Annotated in this window: 17 protein-coding genes and 1 pseudogene; 11 read left to right on the top strand and 7 right to left on the bottom strand. The window is 67.1% G+C overall.

Annotation, left to right across the window (positions count from 1 at the left end):
* Window positions 1–158: 158 nt before the first annotated feature.
* From BJD12_RS12160 to BJD12_RS12140, 5 genes are all read right to left on the bottom strand, one after another.
* On the bottom strand, window positions 159–2339 hold the full coding sequence (locus tag BJD12_RS12160; protein ID WP_005997041.1) for an FUSC family protein: 2181 nt from the start codon (window positions 2337–2339) through the stop codon (window positions 159–161).
* Window positions 2336–3796 carry an efflux transporter outer membrane subunit gene (locus tag BJD12_RS12155; RefSeq protein ID WP_058564033.1) on the bottom strand — a complete coding sequence of 487 codons (1461 nt, stop codon included), beginning with the start codon at window positions 3794–3796 and terminating at the stop codon, window positions 2336–2338. Before BJD12_RS12155 ends, BJD12_RS12160 begins: the two co-directional genes overlap by 4 nt.
* Complete coding sequence (locus tag BJD12_RS12150) at window positions 3793–4716, bottom strand: efflux RND transporter periplasmic adaptor subunit (RefSeq protein WP_005996742.1); 924 nt, start codon at window positions 4714–4716, stop codon at window positions 3793–3795. Before BJD12_RS12150 ends, BJD12_RS12155 begins: the two co-directional genes overlap by 4 nt.
* On the bottom strand, window positions 4713–4931 hold the full coding sequence (locus tag BJD12_RS12145; RefSeq protein ID WP_074052590.1) for a DUF1656 domain-containing protein: 219 nt from the start codon (window positions 4929–4931) through the stop codon (window positions 4713–4715). The genes BJD12_RS12150 and BJD12_RS12145 overlap by 4 nt, the downstream gene beginning before the upstream one ends.
* 101 nt (window positions 4932–5032) lie before the next feature.
* Entirely contained in the window at window positions 5033–5485 is a 453-nt protein-coding gene (locus BJD12_RS12140) for a MarR family winged helix-turn-helix transcriptional regulator (protein WP_042828588.1), read from the bottom strand.
* 133 nt (window positions 5486–5618) lie between these two features.
* Here BJD12_RS12140 and folE point away from each other — a divergent pair, with 133 nt between their 5' ends.
* The 5 genes and pseudogenes from folE to BJD12_RS12120 all read left to right on the top strand — a co-directional run bounded on the left by folE (window position 5619) and on the right by BJD12_RS12120 (window position 13242).
* Window positions 5619–6221 (top strand): GTP cyclohydrolase I FolE, encoded by a 603-nt coding sequence (gene folE, locus BJD12_RS12135; RefSeq protein ID WP_005996736.1) that lies wholly within the window; start codon window positions 5619–5621, stop codon window positions 6219–6221.
* A gap of 19 nt (window positions 6222–6240) precedes the next feature.
* Window positions 6241–7710, top strand: coding sequence for a DUF3375 domain-containing protein (locus BJD12_RS12130; RefSeq protein ID WP_005996734.1), 1470 nt, complete (start codon window positions 6241–6243; stop codon window positions 7708–7710).
* The gene (locus tag BJD12_RS12125) at window positions 7697–8401 is read left to right on the top strand and encodes a DUF4194 domain-containing protein (protein ID WP_005996732.1); all 705 of its coding nucleotides are present in this window, start codon (window positions 7697–7699) and stop codon (window positions 8399–8401) included. The genes BJD12_RS12130 and BJD12_RS12125 overlap by 14 nt, the downstream gene beginning before the upstream one ends.
* A gap of 331 nt (window positions 8402–8732) precedes the next feature.
* Window positions 8733–8942 (top strand): annotated as a pseudogene (locus tag BJD12_RS25320) (hypothetical protein); the annotation flags it as partial.
* A 286-nt stretch (window positions 8943–9228) separates the two neighbouring features.
* Window positions 9229–13242 (top strand): SbcC/MukB-like Walker B domain-containing protein, encoded by a 4014-nt coding sequence (locus BJD12_RS12120; protein WP_005996209.1) that lies wholly within the window; start codon window positions 9229–9231, stop codon window positions 13240–13242.
* A 78-nt stretch (window positions 13243–13320) separates the two neighbouring features.
* Here BJD12_RS12120 and BJD12_RS12115 read toward each other — a convergent pair whose 3' ends face one another.
* Window positions 13321–14109, bottom strand: a complete 789-nt coding sequence (locus BJD12_RS12115) for a sulfite exporter TauE/SafE family protein (protein ID WP_039424085.1) — start codon at window positions 14107–14109, stop codon at window positions 13321–13323.
* Between the two features lie 499 nt (window positions 14110–14608).
* Here BJD12_RS12115 and BJD12_RS12110 point away from each other — a divergent pair, with 499 nt between their 5' ends.
* The 6 genes from BJD12_RS12110 to bphP all read left to right on the top strand — a co-directional run bounded on the left by BJD12_RS12110 (window position 14609) and on the right by bphP (window position 22599).
* Window positions 14609–14998, top strand: a complete 390-nt coding sequence (locus BJD12_RS12110; RefSeq protein WP_039424086.1) for a YchJ family protein — start codon at window positions 14609–14611, stop codon at window positions 14996–14998.
* A 663-nt stretch (window positions 14999–15661) separates the two neighbouring features.
* Window positions 15662–15868 carry a hypothetical protein gene (locus tag BJD12_RS12105; RefSeq protein ID WP_039424088.1) on the top strand — a complete coding sequence of 69 codons (207 nt, stop codon included), beginning with the start codon at window positions 15662–15664 and terminating at the stop codon, window positions 15866–15868.
* A 335-nt stretch (window positions 15869–16203) separates the two neighbouring features.
* Window positions 16204–18366 (top strand): lytic murein transglycosylase, encoded by a 2163-nt coding sequence (locus BJD12_RS12100; RefSeq protein ID WP_005996215.1) that lies wholly within the window; start codon window positions 16204–16206, stop codon window positions 18364–18366.
* 373 nt (window positions 18367–18739) lie between these two features.
* A complete protein-coding gene (locus BJD12_RS12095) occupies window positions 18740–20005 on the top strand; it encodes a TCR/Tet family MFS transporter (protein ID WP_042828507.1) in 1266 nt (421 codons plus the stop codon).
* Window positions 20006–20104: 99 nt separating this feature from the next.
* A complete protein-coding gene (locus tag BJD12_RS12090) occupies window positions 20105–20698 on the top strand; it encodes a biliverdin-producing heme oxygenase (RefSeq protein WP_005996219.1) in 594 nt (197 codons plus the stop codon).
* Window positions 20695–22599: a bacteriophytochrome BphP gene (bphP, locus tag BJD12_RS12085; RefSeq protein WP_039428383.1), complete on the top strand. Its 1905-nt coding sequence runs from the start codon at window positions 20695–20697 to the stop codon at window positions 22597–22599. The genes BJD12_RS12090 and bphP overlap by 4 nt, the downstream gene beginning before the upstream one ends.
* A 209-nt stretch (window positions 22600–22808) precedes the next feature.
* Here the strand turns inward: bphP and BJD12_RS12080 are convergent, their stop codons facing one another.
* The gene (locus tag BJD12_RS12080) at window positions 22809–23984 is read right to left on the bottom strand and encodes a benzoate/H(+) symporter BenE family transporter (RefSeq protein ID WP_039427174.1); all 1176 of its coding nucleotides are present in this window, start codon (window positions 23982–23984) and stop codon (window positions 22809–22811) included.
* Window positions 23985–24336: the final 352 nt, after the last annotated feature.

Below are 24336 nucleotides of genomic sequence, written 5' to 3'. Positions count from 1 at the left end.
CACGGCGAACGCATCGCCACGCGTCGCCAAGGTGACGCATCGGTGCTGCGGTCGTGCATTGGCATGCCGCACCCTCACCCGACCTCCGCTCCGCGCCCCAGCCGGCGGCAGTGGCATGGGCGCTCAAAGGCACGCGCCAGCAGCGCGCAACCAGTGCCTTATCGCCCCGACGGGAGAGGGGCTGCTCCAGGCTCTTGGGGTGCGGCGTGCTGCTGCGCCGCTGTGTCGGCAAACACGCTGTAGCGCAGCCCAATCAACCCCAGCAGCGCTTCATCGCGATGCGTGCCCGCCGGCACCTTGCCTACGCGCGCCAGCGAGGCGTCCAGCTGCGTACACAAGGCATCCGGCGCAGGTAACGGACGCTTGTGCGCGATCTGCTGCCGGTAGTGCGCAGCGACATTGGCCAGGATGCTGTCCACCGCCTCGACGCTCGATGGCGGCAACCCGTGCCGTGCGCTGCGCAGCTGCAGGATGTTCAAGGCCACGCGCACTTCGTTGAGCATGTCCACCGAGGCCAGATCGCTGCCTTCCGGCGCCAATGCCAGCCGCGGTGCGAGCAAACCCAGCAGGTCCAGCATGCGCGCAGCGAACTGGTGTCGATCCTGGGCGCCGCGTCCATCGGCGGCATCGGCCAGCGTGCGCCAACCCTGGCGGACCAACCGGCGCGCGCTCCATTCGGCGCCGACCGAGCGGAACACCTTGGTGAGCACCACCGCAAACCCGATCCCCAGCACCATCGCCACTGCGGCGTTGACGAAGCTCTGGATGTTGGCGTTGTAGGTGTTCTGCAGGCTCAGCAACGCGGTGAGGTTCACCACCAGCGGCAGCGCGATCAACATGCTCTTGGGCCGATGCAACAGCGCACCCAATGGCAGGAACACGGCCGCCAGGACCAGCACCAGCATCGGGAAATCGTGGATGGCCGGGAAGATGCCGAACAGGTAGATACCTGCGACCACGCTGGCGACCACCGCCCAGGTCAGGAAGGACACCATGCTGGGTGCCGGGTCGTCCTGCGCGGCAAAGAACGCAGCCGTGACTGCGGCCATCATTGCGCCGTTGCCGCCGCCCTCCCAACCAATGCCGATCCACAGCACGCAGTACGCCAGCAGCGCAAAACCGGCGCTAAGCGCGGAAAACGCCGCCATGCCGAAGTCGATGTGACGCGCGCTGCCGGCAGCGACGCCTGCAGCGGCGGCGTGGGGCCGCGCCATGCCGAGGCGCTGCAGCAGCGAGGGTGGCATGCGCACAGGCACATCGGCATTTCCCTGCGCAGCTTCCACCGCGTCGGCTGTTGCAGGCTGTGTTGCCGCCGGCATTGCACGCGGCGCCGGCGACGCGGTGCCCTGCAGCAACGCCTGCTCCAGCGCGCGGCAGTCTTGCCAGAGGTCGAGCAACTCTTCCAGACGCAGCAACAGGCTCGCCAGCAGCAGATGCGCGATGTCCTGATCGACCACGGGGCGTAGCGCGACGATGCGTGCGCGCAACGCATCGACATCGCTGCCTGCGTCCTCGGGCTGATCCACCCAACCGGCGACATCGTCCAGCAGCGCCTTGAGTGCGGGCGGCGGCACAGACCCGTCGCGTTGCACCGCATCCAGGCGATCGGCGATCGACGACAGCACCGGCAGCAGCATCAGCATGCGCGCGCGCAGTTGCTCCATCGCCGGCGCCGCACCGGCATGGCGTGGGTCGTCGTGACGGACGAAGGCGATCAAGGCCTCGAATTGCACCAGGTCGGCCGCCAGCCGGTTGCGCGGTGCGTGCGAGGCGCCACGCTGCAGCACCTGCCGACACCATTGCGCTGCGTCCTGCATCCAGTTGCCGATGCGTGCGGTGAGCATCGGCCGCACCGAGGCCGGGAACACCAGCGAGGCAAACAGCACCGCCATCACCGTGCCCAGCACGATCTCTTCGCTGCGCGCCACCACCGTGTCGAAGATGCCCTCCGGCGCGGTCACCGCAGGAAACCCGATAAACGCGGTGGTGTAGCCGGCCAGCAAAAACGCGTAGCCACGCGGGCCTCGATTGAGCAGCGCCAGGAACAGGCAGGCCGACAACCACAACGCCATCGCCGCACTGAGCAGCAAGGGCGTCTCCACCAGATTCGGCAGCATCACCAGGGTGGCCACGCCGGCCAGCACGGTGCCGAGCACGCGGTACACGCCCTTGGCGCGGGTGGGGCCGAGCAACGGTTGCGAGACGATGTAGACGGTGGCCATCGCCCAGTACGGCCGCGACAGGTTGCCGGCCAGCGCCACGTACAACGCGGCAATCGAGGCGGCAAAGGTCTTGACCGAAAACAGCCAGGCCTGGCGATCGCGCAGCAGTACGTTCATCGCGCGGCAGTGGCCGCAGTGGCGTCGCTGCGGGCGTCGGTATCCCAGCCGCCGCCCAGCGCCAGGAATAGCTGGATCTGGTCCTGCGACACCTGTGCCTGCGCGTTGGCCAGCGTCATGTCGGCGGTGGCCAAGGTACGCTCGGCGTCCAGGCTGGAGAGGTATGGCGTGCGCCCACCTTGACACAAGCGCCTGTTTTGCGACGAGGCCAGTTCGGCCTGTTGCTGCGCTTGTTCCAGCAGATGCAGGCGGTCCAGATCCTGCGCGTAACGCGACAGCGTGGTCTGCACCTCGCGCAGCGCCTGCAGCACGGTGTGATCGAACTGCGCCAATGCGGCGTCGGCGCCGGCTTCGGTGGCGCGCACGCGGGCTCGCGCACCGCTGGACGGCAGCGTCCAGGAAATCAGCGGGCCGAACGACCAGGCATGCGTGGCTGGTTCGCCAAAATCCGCCAGCAGGCCGGTGGCGCCGATCGATCCGCCCAGGCGGATATCCGGATACAGCTCGGCAGTGGCCACGCCGATACGCGCGGTGGCCGCGGCCAGCCGCCGCTCGGCCTGGCGCACATCCGGGCGACGCGCCAGCAGCGCGCGGCCGTCGCCGATCGGTATCGGTTGCTGCAAGGCCGGCGCGCGCGCACAGCTGTCCACGCCGGCCGGTACTTCGCCAGGTGTCTTGCCCAGTAGCGCGGCCAGTTGGTAACCGGCCGCCTGGCGGCGCGCGCGCAGCGGCGGCAGCGCGGCTTCGAGCATCGCCACCTGTGCGGTGGCGCGCGCCAGATCCGGTGGCGTGCCGCGTCCGGCGGCGATCAAACGTTGCGTGATCTCGCGGCTGCGCTGCTGCAATTGCAGCGAATGCTCGGCCACGTGCAACTCGTGGTTGGCGTGGCAGATCTCCACATAACTTCCCGCCACCTGCGCGGCCACGTTGACCCGGGCCAGATCGATCGCGGCCTGCGCCGCCTGAGTGTCGGCGTGCGCGGCTTCGGCGCCGCGTTGCAGCTTGCCGAACAGGTCGAACTGGTACGACACGCCAAACTTGCCATCGGCCAGGTTGAACACCGGCAGCTTTTCTTCCTGCAGGAAGGCTTCGGCCGACACCTGCGCGCGGCTGACGCCGGCTTCCACCTCGTAATCGAAGCCGCCGGCGTCCATGGCCTGTTCGTATACCGCCGCCGCGCGGCGCAGGTTGGCGCTGGCCACCTTCAGCTCGACGTTGTCGCGCAGCGCCTGTGCGACCAATCCATCGAGCATCGGGTCCCGATACAGCGCCCACCAGCGTGCCGGCAGCGGCGCGCCGGGCTGCACCTGGTCGTTGCCGGTGTCCAGAAAAGCAGCATTGGCGGCTGGCCGCTGGTAAGCGGATTGGTCGGGCAGTGCGTAATTGGGGCCGACCGTGCTGCACGCGGCCAGCACCGTGACGGCTGCGCTCAGGCCAAGTAGACGCAGGCCGCTCATGGCGCGGCCTTTGCCTGCATATGCGCAGGCGAACCAGCAGACGGCGCTGGCGCGGCATCGGGCAGGATCGTCACCGTCGCGGTGCGCCCGGCAATCAGCTGCACATGCGTGGGCACCTGGTCCAGCGCAATACGCACCGGGATGCGCTGCGCCAGCCGCACCCAATCGAACGCCGGGGTGACGTTGGGCAGCGCGCCGGCGCTACCGCTGCGGTAGCGGTCTTCGATCCCGGCAGCGATGCTCTGCACATGCCCGTGCAAGGTCACCGGCTCGCCCATCAGGCGCACGTCCACGCGCTGGCCGGCATGCACGCCGTGCAGGCGGGTTTCTTCGAAATAGCCATCGACGCGGAACGAGCCGGTATCCAGCACCGCCACCACCGGGCGCCCGGCGCTGACGTAGTCGCCCACGCGCACGGTGCGGTCGCTGACATGGCCATCGGCCGGGCTGCGCACCTGGGTGCGGTCCAGATTGAGCTGGGCCAGATCCACCGCCGACTGTGCGGTGGCGACGGCGGCCTGCGCCTTTTGCACATTCGAGCGGCGCACCTCGGCATCTTCGGCGGCCACCAGGTCCTGCAGGCTACGGTCGCGTGCAATCTCGCGGCGCAGCTGGCTCAGCGTGGCCTGGCGCTCGGCCAGCGCCGCTTGCGCCTGTTCCAGCGCGATCGCGTAGCGCGCGCGGTCCACCACAAACAGCAACTGGCCGCGCGTGACCGCCTGGTTGTCGTCCACCGCCACCGATTCCACCAGCCCGGACACATCCGGCGCCACCTGCACCACATCGGCGCCCACGTGCGCATCGCGCGTCCACGGCGCATCCATGTAGTACCGCCACAACTGCTGCAGCACCAGCGCGGCCACTACCACCATTGCCAGGGTCAGCAGCGCCGGCCCCGCGGTCTTGATCAGCTTTTTCACGATTGCATCCAACGGGTAAGGAAAAACAGGCCGCCCAGCAGCGCGATGTACAGCGCCAGGTTGAACAGCGCCGGGTGCCAGACATGGCGATACGCGCCGGCGCGGGTCAGCAGCGCGCCGATGGCGCTGTTGAGCAGGTAGGCCAGCGTCATCAACGCCAGCAGGGTGGGTACGAACACACCGTAGAGACTGAATTCGCCGTACATCGGGCACATCCTGGACAATGGAAAACACTGACGTCCGGCGCAGCGCGCGGTGCGCGCCAAGCCGTGCGGGACCTCACAAGCTGCGTCGCCAGGCGACGTTCGACCCCCACTCAGTCGGGCTGGCTCAACCGCGCATGCGCCTGCGCGATCTGCTCCCACAAGGTCAGCACCACCTGCACGTCCGCGTCGCCGAGCGTGCCAAACACTTCGCCGCGCAGCGCATCCAGCCGCACCTCGATCCGCCCGACCAGCGCCTGGCCTTCGTCGGTGAGCCACAGCTGGTTGGCGCGGCGGTCGCTGCTGTCGGCCTCGCGCCGGACCAGCCCCTGGGCCGCCAACTTGTCCAGCAGCCGCACCAGCGAGGGGCCTTCCATGCCCAGTTGCTGGGCCAGCGCCACCTGGCGGATGCCGCCGCCGGAGCGGCCAACCATCAACAGCGGGCCGGTGCAGGCGCTGGACAGGCCGAATTCGGCGAAGGCCTGGTCGGCCAGTCGCTGCCACTGGCGGGCGGCCACCAGCAGGCCGGAACTGAGTTGGGCGCGAGGAGAGAGAAGGGTGATCATCATAATAGTTAGGATGCTATCAATTCAACAATGAATCAATAGTCACTGAACCCATGGCAGCGGCCGCAACCGCCACTGGGGCCGCCGGCCCGTCCTCGGGTACCATGCTCGCCCCCTTTGGGTGCACCTGCGCATGAGCCAGTCCGACCAGCCCGATTCCACCGTCACCCAGGCCCAGGCCGAAGACGCCGTACGTACCTTGCTACGGTGGGCTGGCGAAGACCCCAGCCGCGAAGGCCTGCTGGATACCCCGCGCCGGGTGGCCGAAGCCTATGGCGACTGGTTCAGCGGCTACCGCGAAGAACCGCGCGAATACCTGGAGCGCACCTTCGAGGAAGTGGCCGGCTACGACGAGTTGATCGTGCTGCGCGACATCTCCTACGAAAGCCATTGCGAACACCACATGGCGCCGATCATCGGCAAGGTGCACGTGGGCTACCTGCCGCGGGGCAAGGTGGTGGGCATCAGCAAGCTGGCCCGCGTGGTGGAAAGCTACGCGCGCCGCTTCCAGGTGCAGGAAAAGATGACCGCCCAGATCGCCCAGTGCATCCAGGACGTGCTGCAACCGCGCGGTGTGGGCGTGGTGGTGGAAGGCTCGCATGAGTGCATGACTACCCGCGGCATCCACAAACGTGGTGTCAGCATGGTGACCTCCAAGATGCTGGGCAGCTTCCGCGAAGACGCGCGCACCCGCGCCGAATTCCTGCAGTTCCTCGAAGTGGGCGGCAAGCGTTGAGGCAGCGCCTGCAGTCGCCATGAAGCACCAGGCACGGATTGCGGGCTACCGCCAGTTGCGCGACCAGCCGGCGTGGAAATTGCTCGCCGCCGATCACGCCCCGGAGCTGATCGGCCTGCTGCAGACCCTGTTGCTGGACGGCGAGCGCCGGCTGCCATCGGCGGTACTGCATGCGCGCCTGCAGCGTCAGCTGGATGCGTTGCGCGGCGATGAACTCTCGCGCGAGCTGCCGCGCACCGCGCAGGCATATCTGGCGCATTGGCTGGCGCAGGGTTGGCTGGAGCGCCGCCTGCCCGAAGGCGCAGCAGAGGAAGACTACGAACTGTCGCGTGCAGCCATCCAGGCCATCCGTTTTATCGCCGGCTTGCGCGAGAGCGGTAGCAGCGCCACCGAAAGCCGGTTGTCGCTGGTGATCCAGCAACTGGTCCAGCTGGCCGGGCAGACCGAAGCCGACCCGGCGACGCGCCTGGCCGCGCTGCGCGAAGAACGCGACCGCATCGATGCCGAGATCGAGCGCGTATCGACCGGCCGGATTGCCGCACTGGACGGCAAGCGCGCACTGGAGCGCACCCGCGACGTGATCCATCTGGCCGACGAACTGGCCGAGGACTTCCACCGCGTGCGTGATGACTTCGAGCAGCTCAACCGCCAGTTCCGCGAGCGCATCATCGACGACGAAGGCGCCCGCGGCGATGTGCTGGAGCAATTATTCAGCGGCGTAGACGTGATCGCCGACAGCGAAGCCGGGCGCACCTTCGAGGCGTTCTGGAGCCTGCTCAACGACACCCAGCAGAGCAGCCAGCTGGACCAGGCGCTGGACGCGCTGCTCGCGCGCGGCTTCGCGCGCAAGCTCGATCGTCGCGAACGCGCTTTCCTGCGCGGGCTCACCGGCACCCTGCTGGAGCGCGGCGGCGAGGTGCATACGGTGATGCAACACTTCGCGCGCAGCCTGCGCGGGTTCGTGCAGAGCCGCGGCTATCTGGAACAGCGCAGGCTCAATCAGCTGCTCAAGCAGGCGCAGGGTGAAGCCCTGCAGCTGCGCGACAGCTTGCACGCCACCGCCGCCACCGGCTACACCCAGGCGTTGAGCGCCAGCCGCCTGCGCTCGCTGTCGCAGTGGCGGCTGCACGATCCACGGCTCACCCAGGTCGATGGCCGCGTCTACGCAGCCGACGCGGCAGAGATATCGCTGGACAGCGTGGGCGACCTGGTCGCGCAATCGGAGATCGATGTGCGCACCCTGCGTAACGATCTGTACGTGCTGCTTGGGCAACAGCCGCGGCTCACCATTGGCGATGCCCTGCAGCAACGCCCGGCCCCGCAGGGGCTGGGTAGCGTGATCGGCTATCTGTCGCTGGGCACGCGCCATGGCGTGGTGATCGACGGCCACATGGAAACGGTGCAATGGGAAGGCGGCGACGGCATCGTGCGGCGCGCGCGCATTCCCTTGGTGTGGTTTACCCGGGAGAAACGCAATGAACTGGTCTGAGCAGGCCCCGCTGGATGCGGACGACGACAACGACGCTGCCCGCGATGCCGCATTGGCGCTGCCGGCGAGCGATGCCGCCAACGCCGCGCAAGGTGGCAGCTTGTTCCTGGGCGACACCGGCACGTTGCCATTCGATGCACGCCGCGCGCTGTGCCAGCTGTTGGCCGGCCCCAGCATCGACGCGCACCGGCACGGCGGCTTGTGGCCGGCGCTGCTGCGCAACGAGGTGGCGATCCGCCAGGTGTTGTGCGAGCTCTTTCTGGAGCTGGTGCTGGACCGCGAAGGCGGCGTGGCGTTCACCCGCCAGGCCGACACCGCCGAGCTGGAATCGCCAACCTTGCTGCGCAGCGCGCCGCTGACCTTCGTCGAGTCGGTGCTGCTGCTGTACCTGCGTCAGCAACTGGCCGAGGCCGATACGCGTGGCGAGCGTGCGGTGGTGGACGAGGCGCAGCTGGTAGAGGCGTTGTCGGTATACGAGAAGAACGTCTCCACCGACAAGGCCGGGTTCACGCGGCGGGTGATGACGGCCATCGGCAAGATGCGCGACAACCAGCTGCTGTCGCGACTGCGCGGCAGCGAGGAGCGGTATGAGGTGTCGCCGGTGTTGAAGCTGTTGTTCTCGGCAGAGGATGTGCAGGCGTTGGTGGTGGCGTATCGGGAGTTGCGGGAGGGGGAGGTTGCGTTGGATTGATGTCTCTTGCATTTCCCTTCTCCCTCCGGGAGAAGGTGCCCGAAGGGCGGATGAGGGTGCGATGTCACGCGGTGCTTGGAGTGTTACGGGTTGTGTTTGGTAGAGCAGGGCTTTCACGCCCTTACGGGCGCGAGTCACTTTTCTTTGCTTGTGCAAAGAAAAGTAACCAAAAGAAAGCACACCCCGTCCTCGCGCCCTCCGCGCCTTCGGCGCTGCGGGTGCGCAAGTCCGGCAGAAATTTTTGTAAGGGACATCCCTGTCCCTTACAAAAACGTCGCGCATCCATGCGCGCCGCCCTGCGGGTTGTATCTGCCGGCCTTGCCGCTGCGGTATGGGGCCCCGAAGTGCAAACTGCGGAAGCAACCGCAACCGCAACCGCAACCGCAACAGCAACAGCAACAGCAGCAACAGCAACAAGGGTCTGCATCAGCAGCAGCACGATGTTGAAAGCAGCAAAGCAGCAAAGCAGCAAAGCAGCAAAGCAGCAAAGCAGCAAAGCAGCAAAGCAGCAAAGCAGCGATGTAGTGATGTGGTGATGGAGGAAGGAGCGATGGTGGTCGCGATCGGCCGATGTGGACAACGCTGGTACTGCAGGTGTTCGAAAACCCGTAGCTTTTGTCGCACTGGTGCGACCTCCACGCCCGCTGGTTCAAAGAACCTGCTTCTTTGTAGGAGCGAACCAGGTCGCGAAGCCGTCCACGCATTCCATCCGCTACTCAAACTCGCCTCGCATCCCGCATCCCGCATCCCGCACCATAAAGAAAGCTTCACCGTTCGTAATGGTCTGTCCTTGGCGTCTCTGTCGTTCCGTTTTTGGTGAGTGAGCAATGAATTCCCAGTCCAACCTGTCGCCGGCGTCGCCGGGTGCTTCCTTGTTTGCCGAGACGCTGGCCGAACAGCGCGCGCAGCAGTTCCGCATGCGGCGCTTGCAGGTGCACAACTGGGGCACGTTCAACGGCTTGACCGAGGTGCCGATCGCCGAGAAGGGGTTTCTGTTCGTCGGGCGCTCGGGGTCGGGCAAGTCCACCTTGCTGGATGCGATGTCGGCACTGCTGACACCGCCGAGCATCGTGGATTTCAACGCGGCTGCACGCGAGGCCGAGCGCAGTGGGCGCGACCGCAGCCTGGTGTCGTATGTGCGTGGCGCCTGGGCCGATCAGCAGGACAGCGCCTCCGGCGAGATCGCCACGCAATACCTGCGCAAGGGCGCCACCTGGACGGCGCTGGTGCTGGAATACCGTAACGTGCAAGGTGAGGCGGTGAGCCTGATTCGCCTGTTCTGGATCGCCGGCAGTGGCAACGCCGCGGCCGATGTGCGTCGCCACTACATGGTGGCGCCGCGCAGTTTCGATGTGGCCAGCGAGCTGGATGGCTTCGATCTGGACCTGCGCAAGCTCAAGGCGCGGCTGGGCGATGAGGTGGCGCATTTCGACGGGTTCGCCGGCTATGCCGAACGTTTCCGGCATGCGTTGGGCATCGGCAACGAAATGGCGCTGCGGCTGCTGCACAAGACCCAGTCGGCCAAGAACCTGGGCGATCTCAATGCGTTCCTGCGCGGCTTCATGCTCGACGAGCCGCGCACCTTCGAAGCGGCCGATCGGCTGGTGGAGGATTTTGCCGAGCTCGATGGCGCGCACCATGCGGTGGTCACCGCGCGGCGCCAGGTGGAAACCCTGACCCCTGCGCGCGAGCACCATGCGGCGCTGATGGCGTTGCGCCACAGCGTCGGCGAGTTGCGTGAGCTGCAGTTGGGCGTGGACAGCTACCGTGAGCAGCAGCGACTGGCCTTGCTGGATGAGCGCTTGCAGGAGCTGGACAACCAGGACCGCGGACTGGCCGGCGAAGAAGGCCAGCGCCGCGAATCGCTGGACAACCACGAACAGAAGCTGGCCGGGCTGGAGCGCGAGCAGCGCGCTGCCGGCGGCGAGCAGATCGAAGAACTGGAACGCGAGCGTGCGCGCGTCGAGCGCGAGCGCGACGAACGCCTGCGCCGCCGCGCGCAGATCGAACAGGCCTGCCGCCAGCTCGGTACCGCCCTGGCGGCCGGGGCCAGCGGCTTTGCCGCGCAGATCGCACATGCGCAAACCGTGCTGGATAACGGCAAGCACGATGCCAGCGCGCTGGACGACGCCATCGCCGAACGCATGGGCGCGCGCCGCGACGACGAGCGCCGCTTTGCCGAGATCCGCGTCGAGCTGGATGCGCTGAAGCGCGCGCCATCGAGCATGCCCGCACCGATGCAGGCCCTGCGCGCACGGCTGTGCGAAGACACCGGCATTGCCGAGGCCGCGCTGCCGTTCGTCGGCGAGCTGGTGCAGGTACGCGAGGACCAGATGGCCTGGCGCGGTGCGATCGAGCGGGTGCTGCACGGCTTCGCACAGTCGTTGCTGGTGGACGAGCGGCATTACGCGCAGGTCAGCGAATGGGTCAACCGCACCCACATCGGCACGCGCCTGGTGTACTTCCGTGTGCGTCGCAACGACGAGCTGCACTCGCGGCGGGTCGATCCCGACGCGCTGCCAGGCAAGCTGCAGCTGCGCGAGCATGCCTTCACCGAGTGGCTGCGCAACGAGCTCACCCGCCGCTTCGACTATGCCTGCGTCGAGAACGCAACCGCGCTGCGCAACGCCGACCGCGCGATCACCCGCGAAGGCCAGGTCAAGCATCCCGGCGATCGCTATGAGAAGGACGACCGCCACGCGGTCAATGACCGCAAGCGGTGGTTGCTTGGTCACGACAACCGCGACAAGCTCAAGGTGTTCGAGCGCGAGGCGCAGGCGCTGGCCCAGCGCATCGCCAGCTGCGATGCCGATGTCGCAGCGCTGCGCAAACAGCGCGAACAGGACCAGGAACGCCAACTCGCTGCGCACACGCTGGTCGAGCGCGACTGGGACGAGATCGACGTCGGCCCCAAACTGCAGCGCCTGAGCGATATCGACGAGCAGTTGGTGCAGCTGCGCGAAGGCAACAGCGGTTTGCGCGCGCTCGGCCAGGCCATCGATACCGCACGCACCTTGCGCGACCAGGCCAAGCGCACCTACGACGATGTGCGGCTGGAGCGCGCGCAACTGGCGCGCGAGCGCGTGCGGCTCGAGCAGCAGCACGCGGCGTGCGCGGGCCGCGCCGGCACCGCCACGCTCACGCCCACCCAGTTGCAGGGGTTGCGGGAACGTCTTGCCGCGTTGACCCCGCTGTCGCTGGACAATCTGGAAGCGCACTTCCGCGTGGTCGAGCGTGGCCTAGCCGAGCAACTGGCCGAAAGCCAGGGCCGCGACAGCCGGCTCAGCGCGCAATTGCTGGAGTGCTTCCGCAGGTATTGCCAGCAATGGCCCGAAGACAGCGGCGATTTCACCGTGAGCCTGTCCAGTGCCGACGATTTCCTCGCGCGCCTGGACCGGCTGGAAAGCGATGGCCTGCCGCGGCACGAACACCGCTTCTTCGATCTGCTGCAGACCCAGAGCAAGAACAACCTGCTCGCCCTGCAACGCCACACCGCCGAGGCCCACAAGGGCATCAAGCAGCGCATGGACGAGGTCAACGCCAGCCTGGAGCAGGTGCCGTTCAATCGCGACACCGTCCTGACCATCGAAGTCAGCGACCGCCGCCTGGCCGAAGTGCAGGAATTCCAACAGCAGTTGCGCGCGGTGTTGTCGCATCAGCAGACCGAAGACCGCGCCCTGGCCGAAGCGCAGTTTTCCACCCTGCGCGCGCTGGTGGCGCGCCTGGGCGCGCAGGAACCGGAGGCACGCCGCTGGCGCGAACAGGTGCTGGATGTGCGCCTGCATGTGGAATTCATCGGTGTGGAACTGGATGCGCAAAGCCGTGCGCAGGTGGAGATCTACCGTAGCGGCGCCGGCAAGTCCGGCGGGCAGCGGCAGAAACTGGCCACCACCTGTCTGGCGGCCGCGTTGCGCTATCAGCTCGGTGGCGAAGATGGCGAGTTGCCGCGCTATTGCGCGGTGGTGCTGGACGAAGCCTTCGACAAGGCCGACAACGAATTCACCGCGCTGGCGATGAACATCTTCGAGAACTTCGGCTTCCAGATGGTGGTGGCCACGCCGTTGAAATCGGTGATGACCCTGGAGCCTTTCATCGGCGGCGCGTGCTTCGTCGAGATCAGCGGCCGCCACAACTCCGGCGTGTTGCTGATCGAGTACGACGAGCAGGCACAGCGGTTGAAGTTGCCCGAGCGCTCGCGTGGCGATGAGCCAGCAGTTGCCGAGGCCGCTGACGCTGCGCCATCGATCGAGGCTGCGGGCAAGCCCGAAGAAGTGCAGGGCGCCGCAACCGCAGGTGGTATGACAGCTGACGCTGTCTCAACAGATCCGACATCGCCTGCGGTGGACGAGACCTCGCCCGCAGCCCAGAAAACGCAACCTAGCAAGCGCAGGCCGGCAGTGGCGACGGCGAACGAGCAGAACACGAACGCCAAACCTGCATTTTCCACGCGCGCTGCGGCACAGGCTCAAGCAAAACAGTCGAAGAAATCGCCTTCGCGCGCTCCGGCAGTGACTGGCAAGCCGGCATCGGACAAACGCGCAGCGGGCGCGCAGCAAGCGTCGGTGGCGTCGTCAGGAATCGCGACCAAGTCCAATGCAGGCAAGACCACACGGTCCGTAAAAACGCCGGGCAAGCCGGTTGCGGCGACGGGCGCATCCAACGCCACATCAAAGAAGGCCGCCGCAACATCTACAGCCAAGCCGCGTGCAACAGCCGCATCGATTGGGCAGCCAGGACGTGGCGCCGGCAAGACAACCTCGGCACACGCGGCGGTCAAACCGTCGCTGGCTAAAAAGCGCGGTGCGAAAGCAGGCGCTGCGCAGTCGCGCGGCAAGCGCTGAAAACAGTGCAGAGGTGACGCCATCTGCAGGGTGGCGTCATCGCGTCGATTACGCCGCGTTGGCAGCAAGCTGCCATTCCTAGTGCAGCAGATCCCAGCCCATCTTGCCGATCAGCACGATCACCAGTACCAGGAACAATTTGCGGATCAACGGCGTGCCGCCGCGTAACGCCATCCGCGTGCCGGCCACCGCGCCGGCCACGTTCGCCGCTGCCATCGGAATACCGATCGCCAGCATCACCTGCCCGCTGGGCAAAAAGAACGACAACGCCGCCAGGTTGGTGGCCAGATTGACCACCTTGGCGGCCGCCGAGGCACGCAGAAAATCCAGCCCAAAAAAGCGAATGAACAGGAAGATCAAAAAGCTCCCCGTGCCCGGGCCGAAGAACCCGTCGTAGAACCCGATTGCCGCGCCCATCGCCAAGGCAGTGATCAACTCGCGCCGACCGATCTCGCGCGGACGATGCAGCGCACCGAAATCCTTCTTGATCAGTGTGTAGAGCAACATCGCAATCAGCAACAGCAGAATCAGCGGCCGCACGGCCTGCTTGGGCAGCAGGCTGACCGCCGTCGCGCCCAGGAACGAAAAGGTAAATGCCGCCGCGGTGGCATACAGCACCGGCCGCCACGGAAAGCGCACATTGCGCGCATACCGCCACGCCGACGCGCCGGTACCGAACATGGCGCTGAACTTGTTGGTGCCCAGGATCAGCGACGGCGCCTGCTGCGGCAATGTCGCAAACAACCCCGGCAACTGGATCAACCCACCGCCACCCACCGCGGCATCCACCAACCCGGCAACGAACGCGATGCACAGCAGCCAGGGCAGCTCGGTGGGAATCAGTTCCAGCAAGACGGCGCTCCGCATGACGGGGGCGACAGCATAGCGGTGCATCGATGTCGCGCGCCGATGACAGCTGACGAAAATAGCCACAGTCGTAGGAGCGTCGGGAGCAACAAGAGAAGTAGCAGCATCAGCTGTTCAAGCCGATGCCTGACCCTACCTCGCCCACGCAGACGCCCACGGGTACCGTGCAGCAACAGATCGCGCAATCCAAAGCCCCTCTCCCCACGGGAGAGGGGTGAGGGTACGGTGCAAGCGACCTGTCTGTTGCAGCCCAACGACAGCGTCGCGACCCCTGCTGCTGCCTTCCAATCCACACCCGCGAATCGCGACACAACGCCCGGCACGAAAGCGCACAAGGCGAGCAGGACCTACACCCCAGACCATCCAGATCGCCGACCATCCACCACGCAGAGATCCATCGGCCCACCCACCGCTCATGACATATGGGCGCCCGCTGCCTACCTGCCTAATCCAATCCCGAATCCCGAATCCCGAATCCCGAATCAAGCACAATCCCCCCATGGCGAACTCTGCACCCACCGATCCCTGTCCCTGCGGCCGCCCTGCCGACTACGCGCGCTGCTGCGGGCTATACCATGCTGGTGCCGCCGCGCCGGATGCCGACACCCTGATGCGCTCGCGCTACAGCGCCTATGTGCGCCGCAATGTCGACTACCTGCTGGCCAGCTGGCACCCGTCCACGCGCCCGGCCGAGCTGTCGCTGGACGAGGGCGGCCGCACCACCTGGCTCGGCCTGACTATCCAGCGCACCAGCGTCACCGGCGAGGACACCGCCGAGGTGGTGTTCCTGGCCCGCTATCGCATCGGTGGCGGCAGCGCGGTGCGTATGACCGAGCACAGCCGCTTCGTCCGCGAGGACGGTCGCTGGTATTACCTCGACGCGCGCTGAGTGCCCGCAGCGGCGCGCGAGCGTGCGCCGCGAGGTGGTCACACTGATCAACCGACCACGCGAACGACCGCACATGCATCCGCGTGCCGACATCTGCGCTAATGACCGTGCAGGGGTGGCGTAGAGGCATACAGCCACTTGCGCCACTGCCATCGACCAGCGCAGGCGCACGCGGTCAACTAAGTCTCACATGGCTAATCACTTCCTTCTCCAACGGAGAAGGTGCCCATCGGGCGGATGAGAGTGTTCTCTGGCGCACTGGCTCCTCGACCCAGGCCAATCCGCCAAATCCCTTGCAAAAGGTCCCCCTTCAAGGCCCGCGACTCCCTTCGTGTCTGATGTCTTCCAACCCAGCCAGACGCAACCTTCACCCAGCACCATCGGGAATGCAGAGCGGCTGGTAACCCGCAGCGGGCCCTCGTTCCATGAGGGCGCGCGCGTCGGAACCGAAGCGGACGCCTGATCCAGGCTCACCCCACGCACCGGCCGTGCCCGCTTGCTGGCTGGGCAGCCGTTGCGTCGCTGCTCCGCCATGCCGCATCGACCATCGTTGCGTTACCCGACCAACGGCGCCTATCGCGCCACTTTGTCGACACGGCGTTCGCAGCCGATCCGGGAAGCTTGCCGCGCGGCGGAGCTCGCCGCAGGGGGCGGACAGCGATCATGGGAACCTTCAATTTCTGGCAGTGGGCGCTGACGGCCGTAGTGGTCTTTGCAGTCGTATTGCCGGCGTTGCTGGCCACCTGCATGGTCCGCTTCGGTCCACGCCACGATGCACCGCGCCGTGCACGTCCGCGCCGCGTCGCCGAGACCGGCGCCGCCACGCCGGCACTGTCGCTACTGAGCGGCATCACCGGCGACGGCAGTTGATGCGTCAACGCTGACGCGCGTTCTCCCCCAACTGCAACGGCAAGCAGGCCGCCGCCAGCACACTGCTGGTTCAAGCGGTGTACCGATGAATAGTTCCTGGTGCCGGGTGGATGCCGTTTGGTGGCGGCAACAGATGCCGGCGCCAGCTCTGCAGCGCCGAGCCAATCCACCGCCCTCGCATCATCGCGCGGCCGCCGCCGCATCACTCCGGCACCGCTTCTGCATGCCCGGCCGCTTATACGCAAGGATCCAGCCAGGTTGGCTATCCTGGGCGATCGATTCGCAGTTGGAGTGCACTACCGCATGACCCCCGTCCACTCCTTGGCCACAGCGCCATGACGCCGACCCGGCGCGCCTTGCCGCTGTTGATCGCCTTGCTGCCGCTGGTTGCCTGTGCCGACCCGGCCTTCGATCGTTGCCTGGCCGGGTTGCAGACCCAGGCGGCCGCCAAGGGCGTGGACGCCGCCAGTTTCCAGCGCTTTACCGCCGGGGTGGCGCCGGACCCCAGCGTGTTGCCGCTGCTGGATGCGCAACCGGAGTTCAGCACGCCCATCTGGGATTACCTTGCCAGCCTGGTCGACAGCCAACGCGTCACAGACGGCCAGGCCATGTTGGTGACCCACCGCGACTTGCTTACCCGTCTGTCTGAGCAGACCGGCGTCGACCCGGCCACCATCGTGGCGGTCTGGGGCGTGGAGAGCGACTACGGCCGCGTCACCGGCAAGCGCCCACTGCTGGTGTCGCTGGCTACGCTGTCGTGCGCAGGCCGCCGCCAGCCGTTCTTCCGCGGCGAATTCCTGGCCTTGCTCAGCTTGTTGCAACGTGGCGACCTGTCCCCGGAGCAGCTCACCGGCTCCTGGGCCGGCGCCTTCGGGCAGACCCAGTTCATGCCCTCGACCTACGCGCGCATCGCAGTGGATGGCGACGGCGATGGCCGCCGCGATCTGGTCGCCAGCATTCCCGACGCCTTGGCCTCCACCGCCAACTATCTGGTCAAGGCCGGCTGGGAACGCGCCCGCCCCTGGGGCATGGAAGTGGCCCTGCCGCGTGGCTTCGACGCCAGCAAGGCCGGCCGTACCCGCCGCCAACCGTTGCAGGCCTGGCAAGCCGCCGGCCTTCGCGGCACCGACGGCAAGCCGCTCGCCCCGACCGGCCTGCCTGGCGAGACACCCGCCGCGCTGCTGCTGCCGGCTGGCCCCACCGGCCCGGCGTTTTTGGTATTCCGCAACTACGACGCGATCTACGCCTACAACGCCGCCGAGAGCTACGCGCTGTCGATCGCGCTGCTGGCCGATCGCTTACGTGGCGGCCCCGGCCTGGTCGCCGCCTGGCCCACCGACGACCCCGGTCTGGGCCGGCCCGAACGGCGCGAACTGCAGCGGTTGCTGCTCGCCCGCGGTCACCAGATCGGCGAGGCCGACGGCATGGTCGGTAGCGCCACCCGCCGCGCCATCCAGGTCGAGCAGACCCGCCTGGGCCTGCAGCCGGCCGACGGCCGCCCCGGCCAGCGCATCCTCACCGCCCTGCGCGCCACGCCGCCGCTCACCGGCATGGCCGCCGTGCGCGGCACCGCCTTCAAGCTGCCGGCCGCCTATCCCGCATTCGCCCAATCTCCCATCGTCCACAAGGCATCCCCCATGTCCGACACCACCGGCCTGACCACAGGCGACTTCCACGGCTTCCCCTCGCTGCTGATCGATACCCCGTTCTCCACCGCCGCCATCAGCCTGTTCGGCGGGCAGTTGCTGTCGTTCGTGCCCAAGGGCGGCCAGGACGTGATGTGGTTGTCGCCGCTCGCCAAGCAGCCGCCCACCCCGATCCGCGGCGGCGCGCCGGTGTGCTGGCCGTATTTCGGTCGCCAGGACCAGACCGGCGAGGTCCCCGCGCACGGCTTCGTGCGCACCGTGCCGTGGCAGCTCACCGAGAGCCACCGCGAAGCCGATGGCACCGTAGTGCTCACCCTGACCCCGCCGACCTTCGACGACCTGGCGCTGCGCCTGCGCATGACGCTGCGCATCGGTCGCACCATCGAACAGCGCTTGATCACCGAAAACACCAGCCCTGCTCCGGTGCGCTTCACCCAGGCGCTACACAACTATTTCCGTGTCGGCGACGCGCTCAAGGTCAGCGTGCAGGGCCTGGACGGCCTGGACTACCTGGACAAGTACGAGAACTACGCCACCGCCCATCGCCAGCAAGGCGACTGGAGCCTGCGCGACCCGCGCGATCCCGGCCGCAGCGACCGTATCTACACCAACGCCGGCGGCCGCTACAGCCTCACCGACCCGGTGCTCGGCCGCCGTATCGTCATCGCCACCGAAGGCAGCCGCTCGTTGGTGGCCTGGAACCCGGGCGAAGACGCCGGCAAGAAAATGGCCGATGTAGGCGAAGGCTGGCGCGACTACGTCTGCCTGGAAGCGGCCAACGCCGGCCCGGACGTCATCGAACTGGCCCCGGGCGCCACCCATACCCTGAGCCAGACCACCGGCGTCGAGTAACCGCCACACCTCTCACTGCCACAAGCGAGCAGTGGCGCGCGGACGCAGGTCCAACCCTTCTCCCCTCTGGGAGAAGGTGCCCCGAAGGGGCGGATGAGGGTTCGGGCGCAGCCTCGTGCCGTTTCGGCCTGCGCGGCTTCGCCGCCGTACCCTCACCCCAACCCCTCTCCCGCAAGGAGAGGGGCTCGAACGACGCATCCTTCTCCCACCGGGACATTGTCGTCCTATGGAGGAGAAGGTGCCCCGAAGGGGCGGGTACGGGTGCAGTCTGATGCAGCCCGAACGACGCCAGGTTTCCCAGCAACCAAGCGCCACCAGCATCAACCACCCAATCCACCGCTACACTCGCCGCTTCGCCCAACTGCGCCGCGCGATGTCCCTTCCACCCGATTCCGCTCCAGCCCCGGGGCGCCGCCGCGCCGCGTTGATCTTCATCTTCATCACCGTGCTGATCGACGTATTGTCGTTCGGCGTGATCATTCCGGTGCTGCCGGATCTGGTGCGGCATTTCACCGGTGGCGACTACGTGGTGGCCGCCGGCTGGATCGGCTGGTTCGGCTTCCTGTTCGCCTCCATCCAGTTCGTCTGCTCGCCGCTGCAGGGCGCCTTGTCCGACCGCTTCGGCCGTCGCCCGGTGATCCTGCTCTCGTGCCTGGGGCTGGGGCTGGACTTCATCCTGATGGCCATCGCCCACAGCCTGCCGATGTTGCTGCTGGCACGGGTGATCTCCGGCATGTGCTCGGCCAGTTTCTCCACCGCCAATGCCTACATCGCCGACGTCACTCCCGCCGACAAACGTGCCGGCGCGTTCGGCATGCTCGGCGCCGCGTTCGGCATTGGCTTTGTCGCCGGCCCGTTGATCGGCGGTTGGCTGGGCGGCATCGGGTTGCGCTGGCCGTTCTGGTTTGCCGCAGGCTTGGCCCTGTTGAATGTGCTGTACGGCTGGTTCGTGTTGCCCGAATCGCTGCCGCCCGAGCGCCGCACCGCGCGCCTGGAGTGGTCGCATGCCAACCCGCTGGGCGCGCTCAAGCTGCTGCGCCGCTACCCGCAGGTGTTCGGGCTGGCCTCGGTGGTGTTTCTGGCCAACCTGGCGCACTACGTCTATCCCAGCATCTTCGTGCTGTTTGCCGGGTACCAGTACCACTGGGGCCCTCGTGAGGTGAGCTGGGTGCTGGCCGGGGTCGGGGTGTGCAGCATCATCGTCAACGCGCTGCTGGTCGGCCGGATCGTGCGCTGGTTGGGCGAACGTCGCGCCTTGTTGCTGGGCCTGGGCTGCGGGGTGGTGGGCTTTGTCATCTACGGGCTGGCCGACAGTGGTGCCGCCTTCCTGATCGGCGTGCCGATCAGCGCGTTCTGGGCGATCGCCGCACCGGCTGCGCAAGCCTTGATCACCCGCGAAGTCGGCGCCGATGTGCAGGGCCGCGTGCAGGGCGCCTTGACCGGCCTGGTCAGCCTGGCCGGGATCGCCGGGCCGTTGTTGTTCGCCAATGTGTTTGCCTGGTTCATCGGCAGTGGCGCGCCGCTGCACCTGCCCGGTGCACCGTGGTTGCTGGCCGGTGTACTGCTCGCCGCCGGGTGGGTGATGGCGTGGAAGCGCGCAGGGCGGGGCGGGGCCGTCGCGCCGGTGGCGCAGGGATGATGCCAACGCATTCATCCAGCTCTTGCGTCCGCTTTATCTGATTTGCGCAGGCGCTGCTAGGCTGGTGCACTCTGTGCTGCTGCACCGCCTCGATCGCTTATGTGTCCTGACACCCTGGCTGTTCCGTCATCGGCCGCGCGCGCGCTGCGTCACGCCACCCAGGACACCCATCGCCTGGCCGAAGCGGTGCCGCTGATGCAGGCCCTGGGGCAGGGGCAGGTCGATCGTGCCAGCTATGCGCAGATCCTGCGCCGCCACCACGCCTTGCTGGCCGGCTTCGAAGAACATCTGGGTGATTGGCTCGACACGTTGGTCGGCAACGGCTGGCACTATCGCCGCCGCGTGCCGGCCTTGCGTGCCGACCTGCGGGCGCTCGATCAACCATTGGATCTGCCGATCGCACTGCCCGCCACGCGCAGCGACGCCGCGCGCTGGGGCATGTTGTACGTGGTCGAAGGCTCGCAGCTTGGCGGCCGCGTCATCGCGCGCGGTCTGCGCCAGCACCAGCCCGGCCTGGCCGACGCGCTGCACTATTTCGAACTGGCCGACGAAGACCCCGCCGGCTGGCGGCGCTTCCAGACGGTGCTCGATCAGCGCCTGGATTCGCCCCACACACAGGCGGCCGCCATCGACGGCGCGCACGCCATGTTCGCCCACTTCCATACCTACCTCGCAGCGGAGCCGCGCCCGTGAATCAGCCCACCGAACCCCTGGATATGGATGTCTGCGCGCGCGAGCCGATCCACATCCCCGGCATGATCCAGCCCTATGGCGTGCTGCTGGTGATCGAACCGGCCGACGGCCGCATCGTGCAGGCCAGCAGCACCGCAGCCGACCTGCTCGGCGTGCCGATGGATGCCTTGCTCGGCATGCCCTACACCGATGTGCTGGAACTGACCGAAGCCGCGCCCGTTGCCGTGGACGACCAACCGCGACACGCGTTGCATGCCGAGGTGCGCTTCCCCAGCCGCGCCGCGCCCACCGACCACCCCTGGGTGGCGGCCTGGCATCTGTATCCCGAGCAATGGCTGATCGAAATCGAACCGCGCGATGCCCGCCTGATGGACGTCACCCTGCGCGAGGCGCTGCCGCTGTTGCGCAGCATCGAGCGCGACCCGGGCATCGCCGAAGCTGCCGTGCGTGCCGCCAAGGGCCTGCGCAGCATGATTGGCTTCGATCGGGTAATGATTTACCGCTTCGACGAAGAGTGGAACGGCGACGTCATCGCCGAAGCCCGTCAGCCCGAGCTGGAGGCCTACCTCGGCCTGCATTACCCCGCCAGCGACATCCCGGCGCAGGCGCGCGCGCTGTATCTGCGCAACCGCGTGCGCCAGATCGCCGATGTCGGCTACCAGCCATCGCCGATCGTGCCCACCCTGCATCCGCGCCTGGGCACCCCGGTGGACCTGAGCGATGTGAGTCTGCGCAGCGTCTCGCCGGTGCATCTGGAATATCTGGCCAACATGGGCGTGACCGCCACCCTGGTGTCCTCGATCGTGGTCAACGACGCGTTGTGGGGGCTGATCGCCTGCCACCACTACAGCCCGCACTTCACCAGCCACGCCATGCGCGATGTTGCCGACGCGATCACCCGTGCGCTGGCCGGCCGCATCGGCGCGCTGCAGGCGGTGGCGCGTGCGCGGCTGGAATCGGTGCTGCTCACCATCCGCGAAAAGTTGATCACCGACTTCAACGATGCCGAACACCTGACCGTGGAGATGCTCGCGGACATGGCACCGGACCTGATGGACGTGGTGGATGCCGATGGCGTGGCGATCTTCCATGGCGACGACGTCAGTCGCCACGGCAGCAGCCCGGATATCAGCGCATTGCGCCGTATCCGCGACCATCTGGAGTCTCGCCATCATCATGCCCTGCGCGAAGACGCTGTCGGCGCGCTGCATGTCGATGCCATCGGCGAGGTGTTCCCGGAGCTGGCCGATCTGGCACCGCTGGCCGCCGGTTTCATTTTCGTCCCGCTGATGCCGCAATCGCGCAGCGCCTTGCTGTGGACCCGCCGCGAGCAGGTGCAGCAGATCAAGTGGGCCGGCAACCCGCAGCTGGCCAAGCTACAGGACATCCCCAACTCACGGCTGTCGCCGCGCAAGAGTTTCGATCTGTGGCAGCAGACCGTGCGTGGCCGCGCGCGGCCGTGGTCGCCGCTGCATCTGGAATCGGCGCGCAGCCTGCGCGTGCTGATCGAGTTGATGGAACGCAAGCGCTTCCAACAGGATTTCACTCTGCTCGAAGCCTCGCTGTCGCGTCTGCGCGACGGCGTGGCCATCATCGAGCGCGGTGCCGCTGCCGCCGCGCACCGGCTGATCTTCGTCAACCCGGCATTTGCCGACCTCAGCCAGGCCGAGGTCGCCGACCTGATCGGCTGCGACATCCTCAGCCTCGTGGCCGGCGACGCCGCCAGATCCAAAGTCGAGCTGCTTGAGGATTCCCTGCGCCTGGGCCGCGCCGCCTACGTCACCCTGCCGCTGCGCGCCCGCGACGGCTCGCCCATCTACCGCCAGTTCCACCTCGAACCGCTGCCCAGCCCCAGCGGCGTCATCGCCCACTGGCTGCTGCAGTTGCGCGATCCGGAATAAGTACCGCTCGCAGCATCGAGGTCGAGATGCGGCTGCCGTGCTGCAGCGACTCGCATCAATTGCTTCCGGCCGCGTCACCGGCGACACAGGCCACGGCGCGCCTCATCGGCGTCTGTGGCTAAATAGACGTCTCGGTCAAAGCTGGGCGGGAGCGCACCAAAAAAACTCGAGCGCCGGCATCGCCGCCAGCGCCTGAAACAATTGCTTCGTCAACTGCGCGGCCGCAGCAGCAACAACGTGATGGTCCCGGCCACCAACCCCCAGAACGACGCACCGATCCCGCCCAATGTCAGCCCCGAGGCCGTCACCAGGAAGGTGATCAACGCTGCTTCGCGTTCGCTGTCGTCGCGCAGGGCCGCCGCCAGGCTGTTGCCGATGGTGCCCAGCAGCGCGATTCCGGCAATCGCCATCACCAGCTCGCGCGGAAACGCTGCAAAGACCGCTGCTACGGTCGCCCCGAACAGACCGACCACGACATAGAACACGCCTGCACTGACCGCAGCGACATAACGCCGCGCCGGATCTTCGTGCGCCTCGCGGCCCATGCAGATCGCCGCGGTGATCGCGGCCAGGTTCAGTGCAAAGCCACCGAACGGCGCCAGCAATGTATTTGCCACCCCGATCCAGCCGATCGTCGGCGAGATCGGCACCTCATAGCCGGAGGCGCGAATCACCGCAACGCCGGGCACGTTTTGCGAGGCCATCGTGACCACAAACAACGGAATCGCCAGCCCGACCAGCGCTGCCCACGACAGCGACGGCACCACCAGCACGGGGTAGGCCAGCTCCAGCTGTACGCCATGCCAGTGCAGGAGCCCACTGCCGGCCGCAATCGCGATGCCGGCCAGCAAGGTCGCAATCACCGCATAGCGCGCAAACCAGCGGCGCCCGACCAGATAGGTCGCCAGCATCGCCAAGGCCAGCACCCGCTGGCTCTGCATCGCCACGAACACATCCAGTCCGAAGCGCAGCAGCACGCCGGCCAACATGCCCGACGCCAGTGACACGGGCATGCGCTTGATCGCCCGCTCGAACCAGCCGGAGAACCCGGCCACCAGTCCGAGCACTGCCGCGATCACGAACGCACCCACTGCCTCGCGCAACGGAACCCCTGCGGCACTGCCGATCAGCATCGCCGCACCCGGCGTCGACCATGCCGTCACCACCGGCACGCGGTGGTGCAGTGACAACCTAATGCACGTCACGCCCATGCCAAGGCCCAGTGCCCACATCCACGACGCGATCTGCGCCTGATCGGCCCCCAGGTGCCGCGCAGCCTCGAACACGATCACCGCAGAACTGGCGAACCCCACCAGGACGGTGACGAAGCCCGCTGCAATCGCAGACAGGGACAGATCGCGGAACAGGCTGCGGGCTGACGGCATCGTGTAACTCCCTTTTAGCTGGTCATTCTCTCCGAGCCACTGCCCCGGTGGTACGCAGGTCGTCTGGATGCCGCCTCTTACATAGAGATGCATAGAGAGGCGCAGCACCCCATCGCGTGCCTTTCGCTGCAACAGCAGTACATGCATGACGCAGCATGGGTGCAGCGCCCCACCTGCGGTGCCGAGTCCTCTATAGAGAGACGTGCGCCATGTGCAGTGAGTCCGTGAGGTGGGCAGGGCGATGGAAACCGCGTTGAAAGCTCGGGCTGGGCACTTGTTTCCCCTTTGAAGCAGGCAGATGTCATGATATTGTCAAAAAGTGCTTGCACTTCTTCGCAGGCTCGATAGACTG

The organism is Xanthomonas vesicatoria ATCC 35937 (assembly GCF_001908725.1).
Classification (GTDB): domain Bacteria; phylum Pseudomonadota; class Gammaproteobacteria; order Xanthomonadales; family Xanthomonadaceae; genus Xanthomonas; species Xanthomonas vesicatoria.
This window is presented reverse-complemented; position numbering and strand designations above follow the sequence as displayed.

Excerpts from the sequence above, each read along its gene's own strand:
- BJD12_RS12160 (WP_005997041.1), bottom strand. The coding sequence starts at position 2,339 with ATGAACGTACTGCTGCGCGATCGCCAGGCCTGGCTGTTTTCGGTCAAG.
- BJD12_RS12155 (WP_058564033.1), bottom strand. The coding sequence starts at position 3,796 with ATGAGCGGCCTGCGTCTACTTGGCCTGAGCGCAGCCGTCACGGTGCTG.
- BJD12_RS12145 (WP_074052590.1), bottom strand. The coding sequence starts at position 4,931 with ATGTGCCCGATGTACGGCGAATTCAGTCTCTACGGTGTGTTCGTACCC.
- BJD12_RS12140 (WP_042828588.1), bottom strand. The coding sequence starts at position 5,485 with ATGATCACCCTTCTCTCTCCTCGCGCCCAACTCAGTTCCGGCCTGCTG.
- folE (WP_005996736.1), top strand. The coding sequence starts at position 5,619 with ATGAGCCAGTCCGACCAGCCCGATTCCACCGTCACCCAGGCCCAGGCC.
- BJD12_RS12130 (WP_005996734.1), top strand. The coding sequence starts at position 6,241 with ATGAAGCACCAGGCACGGATTGCGGGCTACCGCCAGTTGCGCGACCAG.
- BJD12_RS12125 (WP_005996732.1), top strand. The coding sequence starts at position 7,697 with ATGAACTGGTCTGAGCAGGCCCCGCTGGATGCGGACGACGACAACGAC.
- BJD12_RS12120 (WP_005996209.1), top strand. The coding sequence starts at position 9,229 with ATGAATTCCCAGTCCAACCTGTCGCCGGCGTCGCCGGGTGCTTCCTTG.
- BJD12_RS12115 (WP_039424085.1), bottom strand. The coding sequence starts at position 14,109 with ATGCGGAGCGCCGTCTTGCTGGAACTGATTCCCACCGAGCTGCCCTGG.
- BJD12_RS12110 (WP_039424086.1), top strand. The coding sequence starts at position 14,609 with ATGGCGAACTCTGCACCCACCGATCCCTGTCCCTGCGGCCGCCCTGCC.
- BJD12_RS12105 (WP_039424088.1), top strand. The coding sequence starts at position 15,662 with ATGGGAACCTTCAATTTCTGGCAGTGGGCGCTGACGGCCGTAGTGGTC.
- BJD12_RS12100 (WP_005996215.1), top strand. The coding sequence starts at position 16,204 with ATGACGCCGACCCGGCGCGCCTTGCCGCTGTTGATCGCCTTGCTGCCG.
- BJD12_RS12095 (WP_042828507.1), top strand. The coding sequence starts at position 18,740 with ATGTCCCTTCCACCCGATTCCGCTCCAGCCCCGGGGCGCCGCCGCGCC.
- BJD12_RS12090 (WP_005996219.1), top strand. The coding sequence starts at position 20,105 with ATGTGTCCTGACACCCTGGCTGTTCCGTCATCGGCCGCGCGCGCGCTG.
- BJD12_RS12080 (WP_039427174.1), bottom strand. The coding sequence starts at position 23,984 with ATGCCGTCAGCCCGCAGCCTGTTCCGCGATCTGTCCCTGTCTGCGATT.